Origin of the sequence: Streptomyces sp. NPDC048504 (assembly GCF_043200035.1) — a bacterium.
Taxonomy (GTDB): Bacteria; Actinomycetota; Actinomycetes; order Streptomycetales; family Streptomycetaceae; genus Streptomyces.
Window position 1 is genome coordinate 458,676 of record NZ_JBICXA010000002.1, and the last position, 17,950, is coordinate 476,625.

18 protein-coding genes are annotated in these 17,950 nt (G+C 71.9%); 10 read left to right on the plus strand and 8 right to left on the minus strand.

Annotation, left to right across the window (positions count from 1 at the left end; translation table 11 throughout):
• Positions 1–2: 2 nt before the first annotated feature.
• Positions 3–251, plus strand: coding sequence for a hypothetical protein (locus ACGFY9_RS06350; protein ID WP_327403192.1), 249 nt, complete (start codon positions 3–5; stop codon positions 249–251).
• Here ACGFY9_RS06350 and ACGFY9_RS06355 read toward each other — a convergent pair.
• On the minus strand, positions 230–871 hold the full coding sequence (locus ACGFY9_RS06355; protein ID WP_393752504.1) for an HAD family hydrolase: 642 nt from the start codon (positions 869–871) through the stop codon (positions 230–232). The genes ACGFY9_RS06350 and ACGFY9_RS06355 overlap by 22 nt on opposite strands.
• A 44-nt stretch (positions 872–915) precedes the next feature.
• Positions 916–1,911: a hypothetical protein gene (locus tag ACGFY9_RS06360; RefSeq protein WP_393752506.1), complete on the minus strand. Its 996-nt coding sequence runs from the start codon at positions 1,909–1,911 to the stop codon at positions 916–918.
• A 396-nt stretch (positions 1,912–2,307) separates the two neighbouring features.
• On the opposite strand from ACGFY9_RS06360, the gene ACGFY9_RS06365 reads away from it, so the two are divergent.
• Positions 2,308–5,034: a helicase-associated domain-containing protein gene (locus tag ACGFY9_RS06365; RefSeq protein WP_393752508.1), complete on the plus strand. Its 2,727-nt coding sequence runs from the start codon at positions 2,308–2,310 to the stop codon at positions 5,032–5,034.
• A gap of 8 nt (positions 5,035–5,042) precedes the next feature.
• Here the strand turns inward: ACGFY9_RS06365 and ACGFY9_RS06370 are convergent, their stop codons facing one another.
• A complete protein-coding gene (locus ACGFY9_RS06370; protein WP_393752510.1) occupies positions 5,043–5,525 on the minus strand; it encodes an NUDIX hydrolase in 483 nt (160 codons plus the stop codon).
• Between the two features lie 135 nt (positions 5,526–5,660).
• On the opposite strand from ACGFY9_RS06370, the gene ACGFY9_RS06375 reads away from it, so the two are divergent.
• Both ACGFY9_RS06375 and ACGFY9_RS06380 read left to right on the plus strand, forming a co-directional pair.
• A complete protein-coding gene (locus tag ACGFY9_RS06375) occupies positions 5,661–7,304 on the plus strand; it encodes a DNA repair helicase XPB (protein WP_393752512.1) in 1,644 nt (547 codons plus the stop codon).
• A gap of 469 nt (positions 7,305–7,773) precedes the next feature.
• Complete coding sequence (locus ACGFY9_RS06380; RefSeq protein WP_393752853.1) at positions 7,774–9,840, plus strand: HelD family protein; 2,067 nt, start codon at positions 7,774–7,776, stop codon at positions 9,838–9,840.
• Between the two features lie 30 nt (positions 9,841–9,870).
• Here ACGFY9_RS06380 and ACGFY9_RS06385 read toward each other — a convergent pair whose 3' ends face one another.
• Together ACGFY9_RS06385 and ACGFY9_RS06390 are read right to left on the minus strand one after the other, a co-directional pair.
• Positions 9,871–10,563: a copper homeostasis protein CutC gene (locus ACGFY9_RS06385; RefSeq protein ID WP_393752514.1), complete on the minus strand. Its 693-nt coding sequence runs from the start codon at positions 10,561–10,563 to the stop codon at positions 9,871–9,873.
• A 128-nt stretch (positions 10,564–10,691) separates the two neighbouring features.
• Positions 10,692–11,372: a maleylpyruvate isomerase family mycothiol-dependent enzyme gene (locus tag ACGFY9_RS06390; protein ID WP_393752516.1), complete on the minus strand. Its 681-nt coding sequence runs from the start codon at positions 11,370–11,372 to the stop codon at positions 10,692–10,694.
• A 44-nt stretch (positions 11,373–11,416) separates the two neighbouring features.
• Here ACGFY9_RS06390 and ACGFY9_RS06395 point away from each other — a divergent pair, with 44 nt between their 5' ends.
• Positions 11,417–12,103, plus strand: coding sequence for a hypothetical protein (locus ACGFY9_RS06395; RefSeq protein ID WP_393752518.1), 687 nt, complete (start codon positions 11,417–11,419; stop codon positions 12,101–12,103).
• A gap of 129 nt (positions 12,104–12,232) precedes the next feature.
• On the opposite strand, the gene ACGFY9_RS06400 is transcribed toward ACGFY9_RS06395, so the two are convergent.
• On the minus strand, positions 12,233–12,382 hold the full coding sequence (locus ACGFY9_RS06400; protein ID WP_393752520.1) for a hypothetical protein: 150 nt from the start codon (positions 12,380–12,382) through the stop codon (positions 12,233–12,235).
• 34 nt (positions 12,383–12,416) lie between these two features.
• On the opposite strand from ACGFY9_RS06400, the gene ACGFY9_RS06405 reads away from it, so the two are divergent.
• Positions 12,417–13,490, plus strand: coding sequence for a GNAT family N-acetyltransferase (locus ACGFY9_RS06405; RefSeq protein ID WP_393752522.1), 1,074 nt, complete (start codon positions 12,417–12,419; stop codon positions 13,488–13,490).
• A gap of 5 nt (positions 13,491–13,495) precedes the next feature.
• Here the strand turns inward: ACGFY9_RS06405 and ACGFY9_RS06410 are convergent, their stop codons facing one another.
• Both ACGFY9_RS06410 and ACGFY9_RS06415 read right to left on the minus strand, forming a co-directional pair.
• The gene (locus ACGFY9_RS06410) at positions 13,496–13,762 is read right to left on the minus strand and encodes a DUF4031 domain-containing protein (protein ID WP_393752524.1); all 267 of its coding nucleotides are present in this window, start codon (positions 13,760–13,762) and stop codon (positions 13,496–13,498) included.
• Positions 13,759–14,163 (minus strand): hypothetical protein, encoded by a 405-nt coding sequence (locus ACGFY9_RS06415; protein ID WP_393752526.1) that lies wholly within the window; start codon positions 14,161–14,163, stop codon positions 13,759–13,761. The genes ACGFY9_RS06410 and ACGFY9_RS06415 overlap by 4 nt, the downstream gene beginning before the upstream one ends.
• A 55-nt stretch (positions 14,164–14,218) precedes the next feature.
• On the opposite strand from ACGFY9_RS06415, the gene ACGFY9_RS06420 reads away from it, so the two are divergent.
• From ACGFY9_RS06420 to ACGFY9_RS06435, 4 genes are all read left to right on the plus strand, one after another.
• Positions 14,219–15,130: a MurR/RpiR family transcriptional regulator gene (locus tag ACGFY9_RS06420; RefSeq protein WP_366433560.1), complete on the plus strand. Its 912-nt coding sequence runs from the start codon at positions 14,219–14,221 to the stop codon at positions 15,128–15,130.
• Between the two features lie 156 nt (positions 15,131–15,286).
• A complete protein-coding gene (murQ, locus tag ACGFY9_RS06425; protein ID WP_393752528.1) occupies positions 15,287–16,222 on the plus strand; it encodes an N-acetylmuramic acid 6-phosphate etherase in 936 nt (311 codons plus the stop codon).
• Between the two features lie 16 nt (positions 16,223–16,238).
• Entirely contained in the window at positions 16,239–17,645 is a 1,407-nt protein-coding gene (locus tag ACGFY9_RS06430) for a PTS transporter subunit EIIC (protein WP_393752530.1), read from the plus strand.
• A 29-nt stretch (positions 17,646–17,674) separates the two neighbouring features.
• Positions 17,675–17,914, plus strand: coding sequence for a hypothetical protein (locus ACGFY9_RS06435; protein WP_393752532.1), 240 nt, complete (start codon positions 17,675–17,677; stop codon positions 17,912–17,914).
• Positions 17,915–17,950 lie beyond the last annotated feature (36 nt).

Sequence of the window (17,950 nt, forward strand, 5' to 3'; positions counted from 1 at the left end):
CGGTGCGTGACAAAACCCAAACGAATTCCGCCGCGGCCGGTGACCGACTGATCCGTGCCGGTGCCATCGTCTTTTTCATCGGTGCGGTGGCCACACTCGTCACCGTGGTACCGCTGTTGCTCCACACGACGCCTTTTCCGACGTACATGTACCTCTTGAGCATGCTCATGGGCGTCGGATTCCTGCTGGCCGCCGGAGGCGTGCTCCAGTCGGTCGCCGCGGGCCGCCGTCAGGCGCGCGCCGAAAGGTAGTCCGAAAGCCATCGCGGGAACTCGGTGAGATCGCCGAGGACCACGTCCGCCCCGGCCGCGCGCAGTTCGTCCGCGTCGCACGGTCCGGTCGCCACCGCGACCGACAGGGCCTCGGCGGTACGGGCGCCGCGCACGTCGCCGACATGGTCGCCGACATAGACGCTCGCGCCCTCCTCGCGCAGCGCCTCCGCCTTCTGCTCGGCCCACAGATTGCCGATCACGGCGTCGGCGTCGATGCCGAGGTGTGCGAGGTGCAGCTTCGCGTTGGGCTCGTACTTCGCGGTGACCACGATGGCCCGCCCGCCGGCCGCCCGCACGGCCGCGATCGCCTCGGGGGCGCCGGACATCGCGGGGGTCGCGGCAATGGCGATCGCCGGGTACATCTCGCGGTAGAGGTCGGCCATGGCGGGCAGCTCCTCCGCCGGGAACCAGTTGATCAACTCGTCCGCGAGCGGCGGCCCGAGCCGGGTGATCGCCAGATCGGCGTCGATGTACGTCCCCGTCCGCTCCGCCAGCGCCAGATAGCAGGCGTGGATACCGGGCCGGGAGTCGATGAGGGTCATGTCGAGATCGAAGCCGACGGTCAGGGCGGGCTCAGGGTGCGGGCTCATATGGGCCATTGTGCCCAGTCGCTACGACAATCCCACCGGGCCCACCGACTGCTCTACCGCTGTCTTTGCGACCGCCATACCAGGTACAGCGCCGACGCCACCGCCGCGCCCCGCACCACCCACGGCCAGGTCTCGGCGATCGCGTCGCTCATGTGACCCTGCGCGATCGGAGCGCCCCAGCGGCCCTCGTTCCTGCCCCACAGCCAGACGATGCCGGCCGCGACGGCCGCCGTCGGCAGGCCGATCACCGCCGCCTTCGTCTCGGCGTCGGTCAGCCGCCGGGAGGCGTACGCGATGAGCCAACCGAGCAGCAGGGCGAACCAGTTGCCCAGTACGGCGCCCACGACGAGCAGCGCGGCGGCGATCAGCAGGAGGGGGTTGGACCAGCGTCCGGCGGGGAGGCGCGGGACCATGCGGCGCCGGCGGGCCGGGGTTTCCGGCGCCTGCTCGATCACCGGTGCGGCCACCGGCTCCGGTGCCTTCGGCGTCTCCTTCGGGGGCTCCTTCGGCGGCGGGGGCTTGAGGAGTTCGGGGATCTCGACCCCGCCGGTGAACCCGGGCACGCTGTCGCCGAGCGCGAACCCATTGCCGTTCTCCGGCCGCCACCAGTCGGGCTGCAGGACGCTCGCGCCGAGGTCGGACGCGCTCGCGAGGTGCGGTGCGGAGGCGGAGTTGTCGGGCTCGGGGTCGGGGGTGGGCGCGGACTTGGTGAGGCGGGTGCGCGGCAGCGGTACGACCCGGCGCAGGCCCTTCGGCCGTAGATCGTCCTCGTGGTCCCGTTGTGCGGGGACGGAGGTGGTCGGGAACTGGGGGACGCCGGCGCCGGTGCCGGCCGCGGCGACGATCTCGTCCGGGGTGCCGAGGCCCTTGAGGATGCGCTGGACGGCGGCCGGTGTGTCGACGGTGGAACCGGCACGCCGCCGGTCGATCTCGTTGCGCAGCTCGGACACGAGCCGCATGCGCGTGACCGAGGGCAGCTGCCGTTGCTGCGCCACGTCGCCGACGCGGCTCAGATACTCGTAGACGACCTGGTCGCTCTCGATACCCACGAAGTCCCCTCCGGGGCGGGTGCGTTGGATACCCCGCCGGAACGACCGTAGCGCAGGTCGGGACTCGTGTCGGCCCGCGCATCGGGGTGTACGGCGGGGCCGGGTGAGGGCGGGCGCTGTACGGGGGCGGGTTGTTCGCGGGCCGAGCGGCATGCGATCGCCGTACGCGCAAGGGGCCCCGACCGGGGAGGGGGTGGCCGGCGTGGGCGAGCGGGGCGTTGCCTGGCGCGCGGTGAGGAGGCGATCGCCGCCCGTCGCGGATTGTCATCGGCTCAGGGCGCGAGGGATCGCCGCCGCCGCACGGGTGCTCTCGGCCCCGGATGCGGGGCGTCGTCGGGCGGTCACTGTCGGGCGGGCGACACCGGCCCGGCCGCCGTACCCGCTACCGTGGGTCGGATGAGCACCCCGGCCACGCCGCCCCGTTCGCTCGCGGAGGCACTCCGAACCAGGGACGACGCGTCCCTGGCCGCGCTGCTGCGCAGCCGCCCCGACCTCATCACGCCCGTGCCCACCGACCTCACCCAGCTCGCGACCCGGGCCGGTACGCGCGGGTCGGTCGTGCGGGCGCTGGAGCGGCTGGACCGTTTCGCGCTGCAGACGGCGGAGGCGCTGGCCGTGGCGGGAGACCCGGCGTCGTACGACGAGTTGGTCGGGCTGATGGCAGGTGACGCCCGAGACGCCGTCGTCGTGCACGCGCTGCCGCGCGCCCTCGCGACCCTGCGCGAGCAGGCACTGGTGTGGGGTGCGGACGACCGGCTGCGGCTGGTGCGGACGGCGCGTGAGCTGCTGGCGCCGTCGCCGCAGCATCCGTCGCCGACCGGCCTCGGGCCTACGGTCGCGGAGGCCACGGCGGGGATGTCGCCGGGGCGTATTCAGGAGATCGTGACGGCCGCCGGGCTGCCCTCCACGCATGACTCCGTGTCCGCGGTGGCAGCACTGACCAAGCTGTTCACGGCCCGGCGGCGGATGAAGGCGCTGCTCGGCCGCGCCCCCGAGGAGTCCCTGGAGGTGCTGAACCGGCTGGTCTGGGGGCCGCCGTACGGCCAGGTGACCGCCGAGCCCGCGGCCCGGCTGCGCTGGCTCATCGACCGGGGGCTGCTGCTGCCTACCGCGCCCGGCACGGTCGTACTCCCGCGTGAAGTGGCCCTGTACCTGCGGGCCGGGCGCGCGCACCGCGAGACGGAGCCGCTGGCGCCTGCGGTCGAGGCGAAGGCGACGCACCGTCCACAGGTTGTGGACACGACGGCGGCCGGGCAGGCGTACACCGCGCTCGCGACGGTCGAGGAGCTGATGAAGGACTGGGACGAGGGCGGACCTACGGTGATGCGGGCGGGGGGTCTCAGCGTCCGTGATCTGAAGCGGACCGCCGTCGCGCTGGACGTGGCGGAGCCCGTCGCCGCCTTCTGGGTCGAACTCGCTTATGCGGCAGGGCTGTTGGCCTCCGACGGTGACGCCGACGAACGGTACGCGGCCACCCCGGCCCTCGACGAGTGGCTGGAGCTGCCCGCCGCACAGCGCTGGGCCCGGCTCGCGGAGGCGTGGCTCACGGCGACCCGGACGTCGGGGCTGGTCGGGGGGCGGGACGCGAAGGAACGGACCTTGTCCGCGCTGGGGCCGGGGCTGGACCGGTCGGCGGCTCCGGAGGTTCGGCACCGGGTGCTGGGTCTGCTCGCGGGGCTCCCTGAGGGGGCCTCGCCGTCTGCCGAGTCCGTGTTGGCCCGGTTGCGCTGGGAGCGGCCGGTTCGGGGGGCCGGGGGTGCGCAGAGGAGCACAGAGGGCGCTCCGGCGGGGGCTCAGGGGGGTGCTCAGGGGGACGACGATCTGCGCAGTCGCCTTGCTCGGTGGACGTTGAGCGAGGCGGAGATGTTGGGGGTGACGGGGCGGGGGGCCTTGTCGTCGCAGGGGCGGGCGTTGTTGGGGCCGCGGGCTGCGGCGCCGGTTGGCACTGACAGAGGCAGAGGTGCGGAGGGCGAGGACGGCGGGGTTGCGGCGGGCAGGGGCGGCGGGGTTGCGGCAGGCAGGGGCGGCAGGCTTGCGGCGGCCGGCTCCCCGGGTGCCTCGGGTGCCTCCAACCCCTCTGATCTCTCAGCCCCCTCCGATCCTTCCGGCCCCGGCGACAAGCTCCCCGTCCATCACCATCACCACCGCCCGCCCACTCCCCCCGAACCCCTCTCCCCCGCCGAGCAGGCAGCCGCAAGTGCCGCCGCCGCTCGGCTACTTGCCCCGCTTCTCCCCGAACCGTTGGACCACGTCCTCCTCCAGGCGGACCTGACGGCGGTGGCGCCGGGCCCGTTGGAACGGCCGTTGGCGGACATGCTGGACGTGCTCGCGGACGTGGAGTCCAAGGGCGGGGCGACGGTGTACCGCTTCACGCCGGGGTCGGTGCGCCGGGCGCTGGACGCGGGGCGGTCCGCCTCCGACCTGCACGACTTCCTCACCGCGCACTCCCGTACTCCGGTCCCGCAGCCCCTCGCGTACCTGATCGACGACGTGGCCCGCAGGCACGGGCATCTGCGGATCGGCGCGGCCTCGGCGTACGTGCGCTGCGACGACGACGCGGTGCTCAGCGAGATCCTGGCCGACAAACGGTCGGCGGTCCTGCGCCTGCGCCGCCTCGCGCCGACCGTACTGGCGGCACAGGCCGATCCGGCGGCTCTTCTCGACGGGCTGCGCGCGATGGGCTTCGCGCCGGCCGCCGAGTCCGCCGACGGCGATGTCGTCATCACCCGGGCCCACGCCCGCCGCACCCCGCCCCGCACGGCCCCCGAACCGGTACCGGACGGCCCGCCGACCCCGGACACGACCCTCCTGTCGGCGGCGATCCGTGCGATCAGGGCGGGCGACCGCGCCTCCACGACGCCCCTGAAGACGACCCCTTCGCCCACCGGTGACCTCCCCCGCACCAGTTCCGCCGAGACCCTCGCCACCATGCAGGCCGCCGTCCTCACCGGCGACACCCTCTGGATCGGCTACGTCAACGCCGAGGGCGCCGCGAGCCAGCGCGTCATCGCCCCCATCCGCGTGGAGGGCGGCTTCGTCACGGCGTACGACCACACGGCGGACGAGGTACGGACGTATCCACTGCACCGGGTGACGGGGGTGGCGGAGTTGGCGGAGGGGTAGGGCGGGGGTCAGTTCAGGTAGTGGTCCAGCGCCTCCACCGCGTCCGCCACGAACGTCGGGCGCCGGGCCATCTCGCGCAGCTCGTCCTCCGTGACCCACGCGTGCCAGGCGATCTCGTCCGGGTCGGGGGTGATGTCCGTACGGATGACCGCGTCGTGGACGCCGAGCCAGTAGGGGCTGATCTCGCCCCGGCACAGGTACTTGAAGGCGAACCGGACCGGTACCCGCACCCCGAGTTCCTCGGTGAGTTCGCGGGCCGCCGCCTCCTCGTAGGACTCACCGGCTTCCGCGGCGCCGCCGACCATGAAGTTGTACTGACCCGGGAACCGGGACATGTCCGCCGCCCGCCGGTGCACCAGGACGCGGCCCTCCCCGTCCCGGCAGACGATCGTCGCGACGCGGTGCAGCCAGTGGTGCGTGATGGCCTCGCCCCGGTCCACGACCCCGAGCACCCGGTCCTGTTCGTCGACCCGGTCCACCAGTTCTCCCATGTCCCCACCCCTCAGCTCGCCCAGGGCCACAGCCTCGCAGAGCGCAACCGTGATCACCGGCCGGTAGTGCACACTGGACGTTTGGCCGTCCCGAGTCCTCCAGGCCCGGCGAGCCCCGCAGAAAGGCAGTCGCGCGTGAATGGCCCCCTCATCGTCCAGTCCGACAAGACCCTTCTCCTTGAGGTCGATCACGAGCGAGCCGACGACTGCCGGCGCGCCATCGCGCCGTTCGCCGAGCTGGAGCGGGCGCCCGAGCACATCCACACCTACCGGGTGACACCGCTGGGGCTGTGGAACGCGCGGGCCGCCGGGCACGACGCCGAGCAGGTCGTGGACGCGCTCGTGGAGTACAGCCGGTATCCCGTGCCGCACGCGCTGCTCGTGGACATCGCCGAGACCATGGACCGCTACGGCCGGCTGACGCTGAGCAAGCACCCCGCGCACGGGCTCGTGCTCACCACCACCGACCGGCCCGTGCTGGAGGAGATCCTGCGGTCGAAGCGGGTCGCCCCGCTCGTCGGCAACCGGCTCGACCCCGACACCGTCGCCGTGCACCCCTCCGAGCGCGGGCAGATCAAGCAGGTGCTGCTGAAGCTGGGCTGGCCGGCCGAGGACCTCGCCGGATACGTCGACGGCGAGGCGCACCCGATCGAGCTGGACGAGGACGGGTGGGCGCTGCGGCCCTACCAGAAGCAGGCCGTGGAGAACTTCTGGCACGGCGGCAGTGGTGTCGTCGTGCTGCCCTGTGGCGCCGGGAAGACCCTCGTCGGGGCCGGGGCCATGGCCCAGGCCAAGTCGACCACGCTCATCCTCGTCACCAACACCGTCTCCGCCCGGCAGTGGAAGCACGAGCTGATCAAGCGGACCTCGCTGACCGAGGAGGAGATCGGCGAGTACAGCGGGACGCGGAAGGAGATCCGGCCCGTCACCATCGCCACGTACCAGGTGCTGACCACGCGGCGGAAGGGGATCTACCCCCACCTGGAGCTCTTCGACTCCCGGGACTGGGGGCTCATCCTCTACGACGAGGTGCACCTGCTGCCCGCGCCGGTCTTCAAGTTCACGGCGGATCTGCAGGCGCGGCGGCGACTGGGCCTGACCGCGACCCTCGTGCGGGAGGACGGCCGGGAGTCGGACGTGTTCTCGCTCATCGGGCCGAAGCGGTTCGACGCGCCCTGGAAGGAGATCGAGGCGCAGGGGTACATCGCGCCCGCCGACTGTGTCGAGGTGCGGGTCAATCTCACGGAGTCCGAGCGGCTCGCGTACGCCACCGCCGAGGCCGAGGAGAAGTACCGCTTCTGTGCGACCACCGCGACGAAGCGGAAGGTCACGGAGGCGATCGTCCGGCGCTTCGCGGGTCAGCAGATCCTCGTCATCGGGCAGTACATCGACCAACTCGACGAGCTGGGCGAGCACTTGAACGCGCCCGTGATCAAGGGTGAGACCTCCAACGCGCAGCGCGAGAAGCTCTTCGGGGCCTTCCGCGAGGGGGAGATCAGCGTCCTCGTCGTGTCCAAGGTCGCGAACTTCTCCATCGACCTGCCGGAGGCGACCGTCGCCATCCAGGTGTCGGGTACGTTCGGCTCCCGCCAGGAGGAAGCCCAGCGTCTGGGCCGCGTGCTGCGGCCGAAGGCCGACGGGCACCAGGCCCACTTCTACTCCGTCGTCGCGCGCGACACGATCGACCAGGACTTCGCCGCCCACCGCCAGCGCTTCCTCGCGGAACAGGGGTACGCCTACCGGATCATGGACGCGGACGAGATCCTCGCGGAGAACTGAGCATCACGGTGCAGCGCGGGTGAAGCGGGCGGATCGGGCGGTCACTTACGGCGAACGCCCGCTTCCTCGCCGTACTCACCGAGGACGGCCACGCTGAACGCGGCGCCCGCGAACACTTTTATCGCGCGCAGGGCATTACCGAGGCGATGGGGGTGGCTGCCGCCGGCGACCGGTGTGGCAGCGGACGGGGACCGGGGTGATGGTTGCTGCGCTCATGTCTCCATGGTGCGTCTTGGGACATAAGGTCGGCATCGGTCCAGAGAGCCAACCTCCGGGCCGCCCGTGTACGCCTCCGGGCGGAGCCGTTCCCCTCCTGGGTGGAGGGGGTGTCCCCTAGGGGACGAAAAACGATTGGCCCTCGCCAGGCCCGCCTCATTAGAATCTCCGCTCTTGCCCGCCTCCCCGCAGGGAGTGCCACCGCCCGGACGGAAACCGGCCGGTACCCACCGAGCACACACCCAGCAGCCGCATCAGCAGGCCATCCGGAGGCACCCCCTTGTCCACGCCCACCGACGATCCGCTCGCCCGCGAACGCTCGCACCTGGCCTCCTCCCGTTCCGCACTCCGCGCCATGCGCGAGGACGTCGAGTCGCTCGACATCAAGGACGTCACGGCGAACTGGGTCAACGCCGAGGTCCTCGCCCGCCAGATCGACGACCGCATCAAGGCGCTGGCCGACCTGAGCGACACCCCGCTGTTCTTCGGCCGCCTCAACTACCTGCACTCACCGGGCGCCGAGCAGGCCGAAGGCGCGGAGGGAGAGCAGTTCTACATCGGGCGCCGGCATGTGCACGACGCCGACGGCGACCCGATGGTCATCGACTGGCGTGCGCCGGTCTCGCAGCCGTTCTACCGGGCGTCCAAGAAGGACCCTCTGGACATCTCGCTGCGCCGCCGCTTCGGTTACACGGGCGGCGACCTCACGGCGTACGAGGACGAGCACCTCATGGACCCGGCCGAGGCGGCCGCCACCAGCAAGCTGCTCCAGCAGGAGATCGAGCGCCCGCGCGTCGGCCCGATGCGCGACATCGTCGCGACCATCCAGCCCGAGCAGGACGAGATCGTACGGTCCGGACTCGGCGGCACGGTCTGTGTGCAGGGAGGACCGGGGACCGGAAAGACGGCCGTCGGTCTGCACCGGGTCGCCTATCTCCTCTACGCCCACCGCGAGCGGCTCGCCCGGACCGGCACCCTCGTCATCGGGCCGAACAAGTCCTTCCTGCACTACATCGAGCAAGTCCTGCCCGCGCTGGGCGAGTTGACGGTCCGCCAGGGCACGGTCGACGATCTGGTCGCCCACGTCGAGGTACGCGGCACGGACGAGGCACCGGCCGCCGTCATCAAGGGCGACGCCCGCATGGCCGAGGTGCTGCGGAAGGCCATCTACGCGCACGTCACCCTGCCCACCGAGCCGGTGATGGTGGTGCGCGGCTCGCGCCGCTGGCGGGTCCCGGCGTACGAACTCGAAGCCATCGTGCGGGAGTTGCTCGACCGCGACATCCGCTACGGCGCCGCCCGCGAGGCCCTTCCGCAGCGCATCGCGCATGCCGTGCTGGTGCAGATGGAGCGGTCCGGGGAGGCGCCGGACGACCGGGTGCAGGACGCCGTGGCCCGCAACACCGCCGTCAAGGCGGCCGTCAAGGCGGTGTGGCCGCCGGTCGAGCCCGCGAAACTCGTGCTGCGGCTGCTCAGCGACGCGGACTTCCTCGCCGCGCACGCGGACGGGATCCTCGACGAGGACGAGCAGAAGACGATCCTCTGGGCGAAGGCCGTGCGGAGCGTGAAGGCCGCCAAGTGGTCGGCCGCGGACGCCGTGTTGATCGACGAGGCGACCGACCTCGTGCAGCGGACGCACTCGCTCGGGCATGTCGTGCTCGACGAGGCGCAGGATCTCTCCCCGATGCAGTACCGGGCCGTGGGCCGCCGCTGCACCACCGGTTCCGCGACCGTCCTCGGCGACCTGGCGCAGGGCACCACGCCCTGGGCGACGCGGAGTTGGGACGAGGCGCTGGCCCACCTCGGCAAGTCGGACGGTGTGATCGAGGAGTTGACGGCCGGGTTCCGTGTGCCGACGGACGTCATCACGTACGCCTCCCGGCTCCTCCCGCACATCGCGCCAGGTCTGACCCCGGTCGCGTCCGTCCGTGAGAACCCGGGCTTCTTCGACCTCCGCTCCGTCGCCGGCACCGCCGAAGTGGTCGCCGCCTGCGAGGAGTTGCTGCGCAACGAGGGGTCGACGGGCCTGATCGCGGCCGATGCCCGCATCCCCGAGTTGGCGGAGGCGCTCTCGGCGGCGGGCATCGGCTACATCGACCCGGGTGAGGAGACGACCGTGGACACCCGTCTGACCCTCGTCCCGGCGTCGCTCGCGAAGGGTCTGGAGTACGACTACGTGGTCCTCGACGAGCCGCAGGCCGTGGTCGACGGTGAACCGGACGAACGCACCGGCCTGCGGCGCCTGTACGTGGCCCTGACCCGAGCGGTGTCGGGCCTGATCGTCACGCACAAGGCTCCGCTGCCGCCCCAACTCACCTGAGCGGAAAGGGCTGTTGAGCGAGGGGGCGGCTCAGGCTCGGTCGAGCACCGCCCGCCACTCGCCCACCGCCGTCGCCGACACCGGCCGCCCCCAGCCCTCCGGCCGGGCGGCCCCGCCGATGTGGAAGGCGTCGACTCCGGCGGCGAGCAGGGTCGGTACGTGGTCAAGGCGCAGGCCGCCGCCGACCAGGATGCGCTGCTCGTAGCCGGGTTCCCCGCGCAGGGCCGCCTCGCGGAGCAGCGTGGGGAGGCCGTCGTCGACGCCGTCCGCCGAGCCGGCGGTGAGGTAGGCGTCCAGACCCGGCAGGTCCGCGAGCTGCTTGCGCAGGGCGTCGCGGTCGGCGGCGCGGTCGATCGCGCGGTGGAACGTCCAGGCACAGCCGTCCAGTTCGGCGACGACCCGCTCCACCGCGTCCAGGTCGACGCAGCCGTCCGGGCCGAGGAACCCGAGCACGAACTGGTCGGCTCCGGCGGTCCGCAGTTCGCCGGCGACCCGGACGAGCCGGTCCACGTCACCCGCGGCGAACCCGTCCGCGAGGCGCAGCATCACGCGCAGGTCGATGTCGACGGCGGCGCGGATCGCGGCGAAGGTCTCCACCGGCGGGGTGAGTCCGTCGGCCGCCATGTCGGTGACCAGTTCGAGACGGTCCGCGCCTCCGGCCTGGGCGGCGATCGCGTCCTCGGCGCCGAGGGCGATCACCTCCAGGACTGCACGCGTGCTCATAGGACCCCTTCCGTCGTGTTCCCTGGAGCGGCTACAGGTCTAGTCCAATCTCAGGGTACGCGGGAGGTCAGGGGGCCGCGAGATCACCCCCTCGGCGAGTCCCCGGCACACCGTCACGCCTCACACCGTCACCCGAAGATGTTCAGCTCCTCCGCCTTCGCGCCCGCCAGCTCGTAGGTCACCCCGTCCGGCACCGGGCGGCCCGAGTACAGCCGTACGAGTGTGGGCGCGTCGCCGATGTAGCGGGCCGGGGTCAGCTCGCCCGACAGGTCGCCCAGCAGTAGCGGATCGTCCAGGTCGTCGAGGTCGGCGTGCAGAGGCCGCTGGTTTTTCTGACGGGTCACGAGGCCGAGAAGGGTTAGAGCGGACCCCAGCCCCTGGCCCCCATAGGCGCCGGGCACGCCGAGAACGTCCCGTACGTCCCCCGCGTGCACCCACTCGCCGAGCGCGACCATGTCCAGCACGCCGCCCGCGCGGGCGATCGCCGCGCCGGCCTCGGTCATGCCCCGCTCCAGTTCGTCGACGACCTGCGCGTTCGTCCAGTCGGCCCGCTCCGCGATGTCCCGGTCGTTGGCCTCCGGCGAGAACACGCCCTCCTCGAAGCGCCGCTCCACCACCCGCGTCAGCGCGGCTGAACAGTGCGCGAGCACATCCCGCACGGTCCACCCCGGACACGCGAGGGTCGCCCGTGCGAAGTCCTCGTCGGAGCGGGAGCGGAGCAGCGGGATCAGGGCGTCGCGCTCGGTGATGAGGAGGCGGCCGGGCAGTTCGGGGTCGCGTACGTCGTGTGCTGTGTCGGCGTAAGTCATGCGTTCCACGCTAGGGGCCCGGCCGCGGGAGGAAAATACGGGGCATGGCCGATCTCGACGCCCTCCGCGCCCGCTGGACCCGCGCCCTCGAAGGCGCCCGCACGCCCGCCCACGCACCCGACGGCGGTCCCGACGCCGGTCCGGACCCTTCGCCGTACGCCGAGAATCTCCTCGCCCGCTGGCAGGAGCCGCAGCGGCACTACCACACGCTCACGCACCTCACCTCGGTCCTCGACCACATCGACGTGCTGGAGAAGCACGCCGACGACCCGGACGTCGTACGGCTCGCGGCCTGGTTCCACGACGCGGTCTACCTCCCGGACCGTTCCGAGAACGAGGAACGGTCCGCGCGGCTCGCCGAGCGGGCGCTGGCCGAGGCGGGCGTGCCGGAGGCGAGGACCGCCGAGGTCGCCCGCCTCGTCCGGCTCACCGTCACGCACGATCCCGCCGACGACGACCGCGACGGCCAGGTCCTGTGCGACGCCGACCTCGCGATCCTGGCCGCGCCGCCGTCGGCGTACGCCGCGTACACGGCGGCCGTCCGCGAGGAGTACCACTTCGTCCCCAACGACGCGTTCCGGGACGGCCGTTCGGCGATCCTGCGCCAACTCCTCTCCCTGCCACGGTTGTTCAGGACGCCGTACGGGGCCGCGGAATGGGAGGCGACGGCACGTTACAACCTGGCGGCGGAACTGGAGTTGCTGGCTTCGGCAGGCCCAAGTGGCGAGTGAGGAAGGCGGAGAGGGTTCGACGGAGGGCTTCCTGACCTGCTGAACTGCGCGACCAGCCACGACGCGCCCGCTACCGACCCTCAGACGCGAACGCCCGAGCTCCTGGGCGAACACGACAGTCCGGCCTCCTCATGCCCCTACCCCCAGCATCCGCCGAACCGCCCACTCCGTCACTGCCGCCCAGGCCAAGGGGAGTTGGACCGCCCAGGACGCGACCGTGTTGGCGATCATGTCGGCGCGGGTGCTGTGCAGGGCGCGCAGCGCGGCCGTGTTGCTCACGGTCGATCCCGACCCGGCCCGTATGCTCGCCGCCATGGGGACCACGGGCGCACACCAGGTGGAAGAGGCCGTCGCGAGCTGCCTCGCACTGCTGAGGACGGCGACGGACCGGGACTGGGACGGGGTGAAGGCGGGCCGGCTGGAGTGGAGTTGCCGGTACACCGCCGAGCACATCGCCGGTGATCTCATCTCGTACGCGGGGCAGTTGGCCGGGCGCGCGCAGAACGCGTACGTCCCCTTCGACATCACCTTCGACGACGGCACCGACAACTCCGGTGTCCTGGACGTGATTCGGACGACCGGCACCCTGCTCGCCGCCGCGATCCGCACCACACCGCGCGAGGTGCGCGCCTTCCACCCGTACCCGTTCCGCAGCGCGAACCGCGAGGGCTTCGCCGCGATGGGCACCGCCGAGGTGCTGCTGCACACGCACGACATCGCCGAGGGCCTGGGCCTGGCCTACCAACCCGCCCCGGAACTCAGCGAGTTCGTCCTCGGCCGGATCTTCCCGCACATCCGCCCCGCCGCCGACCTCTGGCGCACCCTGCTGTGGGCGACCGGCCGTGCCGAACTCCCCGGCCGCGCCCCCGTCACCGCCTGGAAGTGGAACAACAACCTCGTCCACACCACCGACCGCCTCACCCTCCAGGGCATCACCCCCGCGGCCGCCGGTGACCTGGTCGCGGGCGGCGACGGCGGGTTCGAGTGGATCGAGGGCGGCCCGTACGAGGGCACCCGCGAGGCCGCGACCTTCCTGCTGAAGGCCTACGTATCGGGCGTCCACCGCCCGGAGTTCGGCGTGTTCGTCCTCGTCCGCCACGAGGACGGCCGCGCGGTCGGCGGCCTGGGCTTCCACGGCGTCCCCGACGAGGAGGGCCGCGCGGAGATCGGCTACGACCTGGCGGAGGGCGCCCGCGGCCAGGGTTACGCGACGGAGGCGCTCCGCGCGCTCTCGGAGTGGGCGCTGGCCCGCGACGACGTACGCACGGTCTTCGCGACGGTCGAACGGGACAACCTCGCGTCACAGGCCGTCGTCACCCGGGCAGGCTTCAGGAAGGTGAGCGAGGAGGGCGAGGAGTTCGCCTACGAACTCGGGCGCAAGGAGTAACTCCCTTACCGATCCCGCCCCTTGGGCCTCCGCAGCCCCGCCGCCGTCAGCAGCCGCACCACCTCCCGGCTCCTGACCTCCACTGCCCCGGCGGCCACCGCGTCCGCGTAACGATGCGACGGGATGTCGTAGTGATCGCGCTCGAAGGCCCGGCGCGGTACGCCCAACTCCTCGGCGAACAGGTGGAGTTCGTCGTACGAGACGTCACTGACGAGGTGGGACCAGAGGCGGCCGTGCCCCGGCCAGGTCGGCGGGTCGATGTACACGGTCACAGGGAGCCCAGGTTTCCCACGGCCGAGACCTTCACGCCCGCCTGGTGGCAGACCCAGTGCGGGTCGGGTCCCAGCTCCGGCTCGACCTCCAGGGCGTGCGGGTCGCCGGACGCGCAGACCGGGCAGAGCGGCCAGCGTCCGTACGCCTCCAGCAGCGCGTCCTGTACGTCCTGCGCGACCAGGCCGGCCACGTACTCGACGCCCTCCGGCCACTGCTCCACCCACCATCGCCGCTCCACGATGGACTCCTCCACCATGGACACCACGTCCGCCGCGACGACCTCGCGCGCGGCCAGATCGGCCAGCACGAGGGCACGGGCGGCATGCAGCGCCTGCTCCAGAGGGCTTATGGGGACCGGCTCGTCACGGGGGTCGTCGTTGGGGTCGTTGTCGGATGCCATGCACCCATTGTGCGCACTCTTGACCGGACCACCGCCGCGAAAATATCTTTCAAAGGTGACCCAGGACGTGAAGGAAATTTTCGGAAGCGCCTCCGGGAGTACGCCGCCCGCCGCACTGGCCGCCAAGGTGCGTACCCTCGCCCCCTCCATGACCCGCTCCATGCAGCGCGTCGCCGAGACCGTCGCCGCCGACCCGGCCGGCTGCGCGGCCCTCACGGTCACCGGCCTCGCCGAACTCACCGGCACCAGCGAGGCCACGGTCGTCCGCACCGCCCGCATCCTCGGCTACCCCGGCTACCGCGACCTGCGCCTCGCCCTCGCCGGGCTCGCCGCGCAGCAGCAGTCCGGGCGGGCGCCCGCCCTCACCACCGACATCGCCGTCGACGACCCGATCGCCGACGTCGTCGCGAAACTCGCCTACGACGAGCAGCAGACCCTCGCCGACACCGCCGCCGGACTCGACACCGTCCAGCTCGGCGCCGCCGTCACCGCGCTCGCCTCCGCCCGCCGTACCGACATCTACGGCGTCGGGGCGTCCGGCCTCGTCGCCCAGGACCTCACCCAGAAGCTGCTCCGCATAGGCCTCATAGCCCACGCCCACAGCGACCCGCACCTCGCCGTCACGAACGCCGTGCAGCTGAAGGCGGGCGATGTGGCCATCGCGATCACCCACTCCGGGTCCACCGGTGACGTCATCGAGCCGTTGCGGGTCGCCTTCGAGCACGGGGCTACGACCGTCGCGATCACCGGGCGGCCGGACGGGGCGGTCACGCAGTACGCCGATCACATACTCACGACGTCCACCGCTCGGGAGAGCGAGCTTCGGCCGGCCGCGATGTCGTCCCGGACCAGTCAGTTGCTGGTGGTGGACTGTTTGTTCATCGGGGTGGCACAGCGGACGTACGAGCAGGCTGCGCCCGCGTTGTCGGCGTCTTACGAGGCGCTGGCACATCGACACAGGCGCTGACGGTTCGTAGTCGTCTGCGGGCCGGTGGGGGCTGAGCGCGCAGTTCCCCGCGCCCCTAAAAGCCAACCTGAACGCCAACCCCCAGGGGCGCGGGGAACTGCGCGACCAGCCCCCACCGGCCCGCAGACAAGGAACAACAGAAAGAGCCGCCGATCCATGACCTCAACGTCCAACCCCCGTGACCTCCGCGCCGAGTTGGAGTCACTCACCACAGAAGCCTTCCGGCCGGAACTCGCCGGGATCGACCAACTCCCCACCCTCGACATCGCCCGCCTGATGAACGCCGAGGACGCCACCGTCCCCGCCGCGGTAGCCCACCGCCTCCCCGAGATCTCCGCCGCGATCGACGCCGTAGCCAACCGGATGGGACGGGGCGGAAGGCTCATCTACACGGGCGCGGGAACCGCCGGACGGCTGGGCGTACTCGACGCGTCCGAATGTCCGCCGACCTTCAACACCGACCCGACCCAGGTCGTAGGACTGATCGCCGGTGGCCCGGAGGCCCTCGTCACGTCCATCGAAGGCGCCGAGGACTCAAGGGAGTTGGCGGAGGCGGACCTCGACGCGCTCGCGCTGACCGCCGACGACACGGTGGTCGGCATCTCCGCCTCGGGACGCACCCCGTACGCGATCGCCGCCGTAGAACACGCGCGCAACGAGGGCGCGTTGACCATCGGCCTGTCCTGCAACGAGCACAGCGCGCTCGCCGCGGCCGCCGAACACGGCATCGAGGTCGTCGTGGGCCCCGAACTCCTCACCGGATCAACGAGGTTGAAGGCGGGCACGGCCCAGAAGCTCGTGCTCAACATGCTGTCGACGATCACGATGATCCGGCTGGGGAAGACGTACGGGAATCTCATGGTCGACGTACGCGCGTCGAACGAGAAGCTGCGCGCCCGTTCCCGGCGGATCGTCGCGCTGGCGACCGGCGCGGACGACGCGGAGGTCGAGCGGGCCCTCGCCGCCACCGACGGCGAGGTGAAGAACGCGATCCTCGTGGTCCTCGCCGGGGTCGACGGCCCGACGGCCGCCCGCCTTCTGGAGGAGTCCGGCGGCCGGCTGCGCGCGGCGCTGACCGCGGCGGCCGACTGACCAGCACGCTCGGAGGGTGAACACCTCGCCCTCGCCCACCGCCACCGCCGCCGCGATCCTCCCCCTCGTCGGCGGCCCCGCGAACGTCACCTCCGTGGCCCACTGCATGACCCGCCTCCGGCTCGGCCTGGCCGACCGTTCGCTGGTGGACGAGGAGGTGCTGCGGGCGCTGCCCGGCGTGCTCGGGGTCGTGGACGACGACACGTATCAGATCGTGCTGGGGCCGGGGGTGGTGGCACGGGTGACCCCGGAGTTCGAGAGGCTGGTCGGTACCGCCGCCGGTGAACTGGCCTCGCGCGGGGCCGAGTTGAAGGCGGAACAGCGGGCCCGCAATGCCACCCCCGGCAAGCTGCTCCTCCGCCGGATCGCCAACATCTTCGTCCCGCTCATCCCCGCCCTGATCGGCTGCGGAGTCCTCGCCGGCCTCAACGGGCTGCTGATCAACATGGGTTGGCTTCCAGGAGTCACGGGCGCCCTCGCCGTCATCCCCTCCGCGTTTCTCACCCTTATCGCGGTCTTCGTCGGTTACAACACGGCACAGGAGTTCGGTGGGACACCGGTGCTGGGCGGGGCGGTGGCCGCAGTCGTGGTGTGCCCCGGGGTCGCGAAGGTGACCGCCTTCGGGGTCGCCCTCTCCCCCGGCCAGGGCGGGGTACTCGGCGCACTCGCCGCCGCGTTGCTCGGCACGTACGTCGAGAAGTGGTGCCGCACCTGGGTCCCCGCGACCCTCGACGTCCTGGTCACCCCCACCCTGACGGTCCTGATCGCGGGCCTGGCGACGCTCTACGGCCTCATGTACGCGGCCGGCGGGGTCTCCACCGCGATCGGCACCGCGGCGAACTGGCTCCTGTCCACCACCGGCCCCTTCGCGGGCCTGATCCTCGGCGGCCTCTTCCTCCCGCTGGTGATGCTCGGCCTCCACCAGGCCCTCATCCCCATCCACACCACCCTCATCGAACAGCAGGGCTACACCGTCCTGTTGCCCATCCTGGCCATGGCGGGCGCGGGCCAGGTCGGTGCGGCCGTCGCCGTGTACTTCCGCCTGCACCACGACACTTCGATCCGTACGACCATCAAGTCGGCGCTCCCCGCAGGGTTGTTGGGGGTCGGCGAACCCCTCATCTACGGCGTCTCGCTCCCCCTCGGCCGACCGTTCCTGACCGCCTGCGCGGGCGGGGCGGCGGGCGGGGCGTTCGTCGGGTTCTTCGCGATGCTGGGCGACAAGGTGGGGGCGACGGCGATCGGGCCGTCGGGGTGGGCGCTGTTCCCGTTGCTGGCGGGGAACAGGGGGCTGGGGATGACGGCGGCGATCTACGGGGGCGGGCTGCTGACGGGGTACGGGGTGGGGTTCGTGGCGACGTATTTCCTGGGGCTGGTCGGAGTGAGTGGGGCAAGTAGGGCAAAGCGGAGCAAGGCCGGGTGACGCTTTCCGGGCATGATCGTTTCCCGGCGATGAAGAAGACACTCACGGCCGTGGCCTTCTTGGCCGGCGCCCTCGCCCTGGCCACACCCGCTCACGCGGACAACGACACCAACTTCGGTGGGGGAACGAACGCGGCGAACAACTGGAACTTCACCGCCGCCGCGACGTGCCTCCAGGAAGTGGCCGTGGTCCCCGTCCTTGGCCACTGGGTCGGCGACCACGCCAACAACTGCTCCAACGGCAACGTCATCGACCACTCCGGTCGCTGATCGACCCACCCGCCGCTGCCGCCCCAGGCGGTGAAG

What these genes read in the sequence shown, in the direction of transcription:
- ACGFY9_RS06405 (WP_393752522.1), top strand. Translation starts at nt 12,417, where the DNA reads ATGGGGACCACGGGCGCACACCAGGTGGAAGAGGCCGTCGCGAGCTGC.
- ACGFY9_RS06385 (WP_393752514.1), bottom strand. Translation starts at nt 10,563, where the DNA reads ATGAGCACGCGTGCAGTCCTGGAGGTGATCGCCCTCGGCGCCGAGGAC.
- ACGFY9_RS06435 (WP_393752532.1), top strand. Translation starts at nt 17,675, where the DNA reads ATGAAGAAGACACTCACGGCCGTGGCCTTCTTGGCCGGCGCCCTCGCC.
- ACGFY9_RS06395 (WP_393752518.1), top strand. Translation starts at nt 11,417, where the DNA reads ATGGCCGATCTCGACGCCCTCCGCGCCCGCTGGACCCGCGCCCTCGAA.
- ACGFY9_RS06355 (WP_393752504.1), bottom strand. Translation starts at nt 871, where the DNA reads ATGGCCCATATGAGCCCGCACCCTGAGCCCGCCCTGACCGTCGGCTTC.
- ACGFY9_RS06365 (WP_393752508.1), top strand. Translation starts at nt 2,308, where the DNA reads ATGAGCACCCCGGCCACGCCGCCCCGTTCGCTCGCGGAGGCACTCCGA.
- ACGFY9_RS06390 (WP_393752516.1), bottom strand. Translation starts at nt 11,372, where the DNA reads ATGACTTACGCCGACACAGCACACGACGTACGCGACCCCGAACTGCCC.
- ACGFY9_RS06370 (WP_393752510.1), bottom strand. Translation starts at nt 5,525, where the DNA reads ATGGGAGAACTGGTGGACCGGGTCGACGAACAGGACCGGGTGCTCGGG.
- murQ (WP_393752528.1), top strand. Translation starts at nt 15,287, where the DNA reads ATGACCTCAACGTCCAACCCCCGTGACCTCCGCGCCGAGTTGGAGTCA.
- ACGFY9_RS06415 (WP_393752526.1), bottom strand. Translation starts at nt 14,163, where the DNA reads ATGGCATCCGACAACGACCCCAACGACGACCCCCGTGACGAGCCGGTC.